Origin of the sequence: Devosia sp., from assembly GCF_041917035.1 — a bacterium.
GTDB lineage: Bacteria > Pseudomonadota > Alphaproteobacteria > Rhizobiales > Devosiaceae > Devosia_A.
Map to the genome: position 1 here is coordinate 1 of NZ_JAYRYM010000206.1, position 6,652 is coordinate 6,652.

The 6,652-nt window shown below is 68.1% G+C and carries 9 protein-coding genes; 1 reads left to right on the plus strand and 8 read right to left on the minus strand.

All coding sequences use genetic code 11. From position 1 onward, the window contains the following. Positions 1-31: 31 nt before the first annotated feature. From ACE3TU_RS17055 to ACE3TU_RS17070, 4 genes are all read right to left on the minus strand, one after another. The gene (locus ACE3TU_RS17055; protein ID WP_374626345.1) at positions 32-1,120 is read right to left on the minus strand and encodes a 5-(carboxyamino)imidazole ribonucleotide synthase; all 1,089 of its coding nucleotides are present in this window, start codon (positions 1,118-1,120) and stop codon (positions 32-34) included. Next, complete coding sequence (gene purE / locus ACE3TU_RS17060; protein ID WP_374626361.1) at positions 1,113-1,577, minus strand: 5-(carboxyamino)imidazole ribonucleotide mutase; 465 nt, start codon at positions 1,575-1,577, stop codon at positions 1,113-1,115. The genes ACE3TU_RS17055 and purE overlap by 8 nt, the downstream gene beginning before the upstream one ends. A gap of 106 nt (positions 1,578-1,683) precedes the next feature. Next, positions 1,684-2,400, minus strand: a complete 717-nt coding sequence (locus ACE3TU_RS17065) for a TetR/AcrR family transcriptional regulator (RefSeq protein ID WP_374626347.1) — start codon at positions 2,398-2,400, stop codon at positions 1,684-1,686. A gap of 77 nt (positions 2,401-2,477) precedes the next feature. Continuing rightward, positions 2,478-2,693 carry a YdcH family protein gene (locus tag ACE3TU_RS17070; RefSeq protein WP_374626349.1) on the minus strand — a complete coding sequence of 72 codons (216 nt, stop codon included), beginning with the start codon at positions 2,691-2,693 and terminating at the stop codon, positions 2,478-2,480. Between the two features lie 177 nt (positions 2,694-2,870). Between ACE3TU_RS17070 and ACE3TU_RS17075 the strand changes: the two genes are divergently transcribed. Then, entirely contained in the window at positions 2,871-3,044 is a 174-nt protein-coding gene (locus ACE3TU_RS17075; protein WP_374626351.1) for a YdcH family protein, read from the plus strand. 62 nt (positions 3,045-3,106) lie between these two features. Here the strand turns inward: ACE3TU_RS17075 and ACE3TU_RS17080 are convergent, their stop codons facing one another. The 4 genes from ACE3TU_RS17080 to ACE3TU_RS17095 form a co-directional block, all read right to left on the minus strand. Then, complete coding sequence (locus ACE3TU_RS17080) at positions 3,107-3,499, minus strand: VOC family protein (RefSeq protein ID WP_374626353.1); 393 nt, start codon at positions 3,497-3,499, stop codon at positions 3,107-3,109. 10 nt (positions 3,500-3,509) lie between these two features. Next, a complete protein-coding gene (locus tag ACE3TU_RS17085) occupies positions 3,510-4,280 on the minus strand; it encodes a sulfite exporter TauE/SafE family protein (protein WP_374626355.1) in 771 nt (256 codons plus the stop codon). Positions 4,281-4,309: 29 nt separating this feature from the next. After that, positions 4,310-6,202 (minus strand): monovalent cation:proton antiporter-2 (CPA2) family protein, encoded by a 1,893-nt coding sequence (locus ACE3TU_RS17090; protein WP_374626357.1) that lies wholly within the window; start codon positions 6,200-6,202, stop codon positions 4,310-4,312. A gap of 30 nt (positions 6,203-6,232) precedes the next feature. Continuing rightward, on the minus strand, positions 6,233-6,652 hold a 420-nt coding region (locus ACE3TU_RS17095), incomplete at its 5' end, for a cell cycle transcriptional regulator TrcR (RefSeq protein ID WP_374626359.1).

Below are 6,652 nucleotides of genomic sequence, written 5' to 3' on the forward strand. Positions count from 1 at the left end.
CTTGTCCACACCGGGTTGTGCCGGAAAAGGCTCACCCGGCACGCTTTTTCAGCACGAGCCGGTTGATATGCCCCATCTTCCTGCCCTTGCGCGACTCGGCCTTGCCATAGGCATGCGGCCGGACGGCAACCCCGAGGCCGAGCGGGATGGCGGCGATCTCGTCGCCGATGAGGTTCTCCATCACCACGTCGGCGAGTCGCGTGGGGTCGCCGAGCGGCCAGCCGGCGATGGCGCGGATGTGCTGCTCGAACTGATCGGTGACGCAGACCGCCTCGGTCCAGTGGCCGGAATTGTGGACGCGGGGAGCGATCTCGTTGACCAGGAGGCGACCGCCGGGGAGGACGAAGAACTCGACGCCGAGGACGCCGACATAGCCGAGGGCCTCGGCGATACCGGCCGCAATCTGCCCGGCCCGTGCCGCTGTCCTGCGGCTCACGGTCGCCGGCACGGTGCTGGTCTTGAGGATGTGGTCGCGGTGGACGTTCTCGGCGGCCTCGAAGGTCGCGATGTCGCCGTCGAGGCCGCGCGCGGCGACGACGGAGATCTCCTTTTCGAACGGCACGAACTGCTCGAGGACGAGGGGACGCGGGGAGAGGACCTCCCAGGCATGCGCCGCCTCCTCCATGTTGCGCACGATGCGCTGCCCCTTGCCGTCATAGCCGAGGCGGGTTGTCTTGAGCACCGCCGGAGTGCCCAGTTCATCGATCGCCGCCTCCAGCCGATCGAGATCGGTGATCGCGGCGAACGGCGCGACCGGCACGCGGTTGACGGTGAGGAAGGCCTTCTCTGCCAGGCGATCCTGGGCCACGGCGAGGGCGCTGGCGCCGGGGCGGAGCGGCTTCAGCTCGCCGAGAAAGGCGGCGGTGCGCGCCGGGACGTTCTCGAACTCGTAGGTGACGACATCGACGCGCGCGGCAAAGACCGCGAGGGCCTGCTCGTCATCATAGGCGGCGACGGTCCGGCTGGGGGTCACGTCGAAGGCGGGGCTGTCCGGATCGGGGCAGTAGATATGGGTCCTGAAGCCAAGGCGCGCGGCGGCAAGGGCGAGCATGCGGCCGAGCTGGCCGCCGCCGAGGATGCCGATGGTGCTGCCCATCGGCAGCGGTCGGGGATCAGACATCGTCGCTCGGGAACTCGGCGACCGCGGCGGTCTGGCTGGCCCGGAACTCGGTCAGCGCATCCTCGACGTCGCTGTCGGACAGGGCCAGGATCGCGGCGGCGAGCAGGGCGGCGTTGATGGCGCCGGCCCGGCCGATGGCCAGCGTGCCGACCGGGATGCCGGGCGGCATCTGCACGATGGAATAGAGGCTGTCCTGCCCGCCGAGCGCCTTGGTCTCGGCCGGGACGCCGAGCACGGGCAGCGTGGTGAAGGCCGCAACCATGCCGGGCAGATGCGCGGCCCCGCCCGCCGAGGCGATGATGACCTTGAACCCCTCGGTGCGCGCACCCCTGGCAAAGGCCACCATGCGATCGGGGGTGCGGTGGGCCGAGACGATGCGGGCCTCGTACTCGATCTTCAGCGCGTCCAGGGTCTCGGCGGCGTGGCGCAGGTTGGGCCAGTCGGACTGGCTGCCCATGATGATGGCGACGGGTGGCGAGGTCGGCACGGCTGTGGTCCCCCGGAGGCGGCCTGGACGCGACCACCCTTAGGTCGCGGAAGCGTGATGCGCAAGCCGCACGGCGTCAGGCCGCGGTCGGGGGCCCGTCGAGCGCCCGGGCGAAGTGGCGCAGGGCGGCGTCATCGGCGAGCTCGATGCTGCCTTCCGGCAGGCCGAGCAGCCTGTCGACGACGGTGCCCAGATAATCCAGCTTGCGCATCAGGTGGCGGCCCAGGCGCTCGAACTCGATGCGGTCACGGGTGCGGTAGAGGGCGATGACGAGATCGCGGTTGGAGGTCATCAGGTGCAGGATGATCTCCGCGGCGCTCTCCGGATCCGGGGTATCGAAGGCGCGTTCGGCGACGCCCTCGGCGATGATGCGGGTGAGGACCGGGCGGACGACTTCGGCGACGGCGCGCTGGGTGCGGGCATGCAGCTGCAGGTTCTCGGCGCGGAACAGCGGTTCGAACGCGGCACGCATCTCCGCCGCCGTCTCCAGCTTGTGGCGCCGCATGCTGGCGAGAAAGCTGGTGAGACGGGCAAAGGCATCGAGCGTGGGATCCTCGAGGATGCCCCGCGCCGCCCGGGCAGTCTGCGCGGCGAAGCGGCCGGCCAGCGCCTCGAGCAGCGCCTCCTTGGAGTCGAAGTGGTGGTAGAAGGCGCCCTTCGAGACGCCGACCTCGGCGATGATCCGGTTGACCGAGGTGGCGTCGTATCCGACGGCGGCGAACAGCCGCTGCGCAGCGTCGAGCAACGCCTCGCGCGTCGTCACCCGCGGCCTGACGATTCGCGGAAATGGCACGTCGTTCCCTCCACGTTCCACCGAGCGGCGGTCGGTTTGGACCCTTGGCGACGGGATGTCAAATCGGGGAGAGTGCGTCAGGCGATGATATCGGGCAGCAGGATGTTCTCGAGCTGGACGATGCGGTCCTTGAGCGCCAGCTTCCGCTTCTTCATGCGCTGGATCAGCATGCGGTCGTGATACTCGGAGTTCGACAGGGTGTGGATGGCGGCATCGAGGTCGGCGTGCTCCTGCCGCTTGGCGGCCAGCTCCAGCCCCAGGGCAGCCTCCTGTTCCTTGGTGAGCGGCAGCATGTCGGCCTACGCGTTGTCCCCATGTGGCGCCCGGCGCCAGTGACCAAGGGTTAACCGATCAGGGCAAGAATTCCATCGGTTTCTCTGCCGCGGCCCGGGTGTGGCATGCTTGCAAGTCGACAACGCGTGAATTTTTTGTGACGATTGAGTCGCTCGAAACGCTGGAGAGGAGTTGCAATGACGACTGAAGGCCACATCGAGGCGCTGGAGCGGCGCCATCGCGATCTGGATCGCAAGATCGAAGACGAGCTCAGCCATCCCAGCCACGACGACCTCTACATCGCTGCGCTGAAGCGCAAGAAACTGGAGATCAAGGACGAACTGAGCAAGCTGCAGTTGAGCGACGCCTGACCTCACGGCGTCCTGTTGCGCGAGTGCAAGGCCACGGCAAGCCGCCGCGGCCTTTTTTGTTCTCAGGCGTCGGGGCGGAAGTCGTTGATCTCGAACCAGTAGCCGTTGGGATCCTGGAGGAAGACGGCGCGCATGCCGTCGGGGCGCACGTTCACCGCGCCCGGCGTGCCGGCCATGTCGGAATAGGCAATGCCGAGAGCCTCGAAGTGCCGCAGCGTGGCGTCGAGGTCGGGTGAACTGAGGGCAAAGTGCGTGCGCTTCTCCACATGGGTGCGCGAAATGTCGCCGGCCTGGACGTGGAAGCGCTGGCCGCTGCCGATCTCGAACCAGCGGATGGCGGTGCCGCCCATCGGGTTGGCGATGGCCCGGATGCCGAGCACGCGGGTGAGGAAATCGGCGGTCTCATCGAGATCGCGCACGAGCAGGGCGATGTGATCGAGGCGGTAGTCGGTCATCGGAGCATCCTCAGGCAGCGGGGCCGGCGAAGAAGACCCCCAGCACGCCATCGTAGATCAGCTTGAGGGCGAGCAGGAAGACCAGCCAGTAGGTGAGCTGGTAGAAGCGCTTCACCGAGATGCGGCGCACCAGCCATACGCCCACCAGCACGCCGACGACGGCCAGCGGCGCGAGGATGGCGGCGTGGGTCAGGTTCGAGACGTTGAGCTGCCCGAGGAAGAGGTAGGGGACGAGCTTGGCCGTGTTGACGATGGCGAAGAAGAACGCCGTCGTGCCGGAATAGACCACCGGCGACAGCCGCTGCGGCAGCACGTAGATCTGGAAGGGCGGGCCGCCGGTGTGGCTGATGAAGCTGGTGAAGCCGGCAAAGCCACCCCAGAAGGTGCCCCAGCCGCGCGATGGCGGCAGGCCCTCGAGCTTTTTTCTCAGCGGCAGCAGCGCATCGAGGATGAAGACCAGGGTGATGATGCCGACAAAGAGCAGCACCATGGCGTCAGACACCACGGTCCACAGGGCCCAGCCGACCAGCGTGCCGACCATGGCGCCGGGCAGCATGATCCGCAGGATGCGCCAGTCCGCCTCCTTGCGGTAGGTCCAGATGGCGATGGCATCCATGACGAGCAGCAGCGGCAGCATCATGCCCGCGGCGTCGCGCGCCGGCATGACCAGCGACAGCATGGGCACCGCGACGAGGCCGAGGCTGCCCACCAGCCCCGACTTGCTCAAGGCGACGATGAAGACCGCGAGGACCGCGACGATCCAGAAGGTGAGTTCGGGCATGGAGGGGATGGACCGTCGGAAAGGGAGGCCTACTCGGAGGCCGACTTGGAGGCCGACTTGGGTGGCTTGTCAATATCGGCGGCCGGCTCATCCCCCGCCGCCGACGAGGTGCCGAGCCGGTCGGCCTTCATGACGGCGTCGAGCATTTCGGTCGAGCGGCGGACAAAGCCGATATAGGCGGCCTGGTCGTGGCGGACGGCAAAGCTGTCGAACAGCATCTTCTCGTCGTGCCGCTTGAACGCGTCGGCGACACGGGCGGCATACTCCTCGGTCTCGCCCAGGGCGACGAGGGCGCGCTCGCCCAGCCGGATCGCCGAGCGGAAGGTCTCGCGTTCGAACACCTCGACGCCGAGCGCCATCAGGTCGTGGGCATGGCTGCGGTCGACGGCGCGCGCGGCGATGATGATGTGGGGGAAGTGGCGCCGCACGAGGCCGGCGATCTCGAGGATGCGATCGCCGCCGGCAACGGCGATGACGATCATTCGCGCCTCGGCAACGCCGGCGGCGCGCAGAATGTCGAGCCGCGCCCCGTCGCCGTAGAAGACCTTGACGCCGAAGCGCCGGACCAGCTCGATCTGCGCCGCGTCGTCGTCGATCAGGGTCATCTCGTAGCCCTGGGCCCGCAGCAGGCGGGTGACGATCTGGCCGAAGCGGCCATAGCCGAGCACGACCACCTTGCCGCGCGAGTCGACCCCGGCGATTGCGGGGCCGTCGTGCCCGCTGGTGTGCAGGCGCGGCGCCCACAGCCGATCGAACAGGAAGATCAGCAGCGGCGTCACCGTCATCGACAGGGCGACGACAACGGTCAGCAGTTCCACCTCGGGGCCGGACAGATTGCCGGCGGTGCGGGCGAACTGCAGCACCACGAAGGCGAACTCGCCGGCCTGGCTGAGCAGCACGGCGAGCAGCAGGCGCTCGGCCACGTGCATGCGGAAGAAGGTGGCCAGCACGAACAGCACGGCCATCTTGACGCCGATTAGCGCCAGCAGCAGGGCGAGCACCAGCAGCGGGTTCTGCAGCACCACGCCGAAAGCGATCGACATGCCGACCGAGATGAAGAACAGCCCGAGCAGCAACCCCTTGAACGGCTCGATGTTGCTCTCGAGCTCGTGGCGGTACTCGCTGTCGGCGAGCAGCACGCCGCCGAGGAAGGCGCCGAGGGCGGGCGACAGGCCGAACGACTCGGTGACGAGGGCGGCACCGATGACGAGGGCCAGGGCGAAGGCGGTGAAGGCCTCGGGGACCTTGGTCATCGCCACCCAGCGCATCAGCGGCCGGATGATGTAGCGGCTGCCGACGAGTGCCGCGACGAAGGCGCCGACCAGCACGAGCGCCAGCCACCAGTCGACCGGGTTCTCCACCGCCTCGAGCACGTCCTCGCCCAGTACGCCGACCGGGGTGATGGCCATCGAGGCGAGGATGGGGATCGAAGCGAGGATGGGGATGACCGCCACGTCCTGCACCAGGAGGATGGCCAGCGAGGCCCGCCCGGTATCGGTCCTCGTGATCGAGCGCTGCGCCACCGACTGCATGGCGATGGCAGTCGAACTCATGGCCAGCGCGAGGCCGACGACGATCGCGGCGGGCCAGGCAAAGCCGATCAGCCAGAACACCCCGGCGATGGCGGCACTGGTCGCCACCATCTGGGTCAGGCCCAGACCGAGCACCTTGTGCCGCATCCGCCACAACTCGCCGCCATCGACCTCGAGGCCGATGAGGAACAGCATCATGACGATGCCGAACTCGGAGACGTTGCGCACGACCTCGCTGTCGGACACCAGCGACAGGCCGTAGGGGCCGATCAGCACGCCGGCGGCAAGGTAGCCCAGGATGGTGCCGAGCCCGGCCCACTTGGCGAGCGGCACCAGCAGCACCGTGGCCGCCAGCAACACAAAGACCGCGAGAAGGGTGTTGCCTTCCATGACATCCTCCCCGCGTGCGAGGCGGCGCTGCTAGTCGTTGTCGGAATCGATCTTGAGCGACTTGAGTTTGGCAAACACGGAGTCGGCGTCAAGCTCCTCCTCGCGCTCCGGCCGGTGGTGGCCGTGGCCGTGATGATCGTCATCGGCGGCGGCCATGCCGGCGCGGCCGCCGGCGCTCGCCAGCGCTTCCTCGGCGGTGAGCAGCATGGTGCCCTGATCGGCCTCATCCGGCGAAGCGGCGCCCTTGCTGGCGCGCTTGACCTCGAGGTCGAGGTCGATCTGGCTGCACAGCCCGAGCGTCACCGGATCCATCGGGGTGATGTTGGCATTGTTCCAGTGCGTGCCGTCGCGCACCGCGTCGATGGTCGACTTGGTGGTGCCGACCAGCCGCATCAGCTGCGCGTCCTTCATCTCCGGATGATTGCGCAGCAGCCACTTGATGGCGTTGGG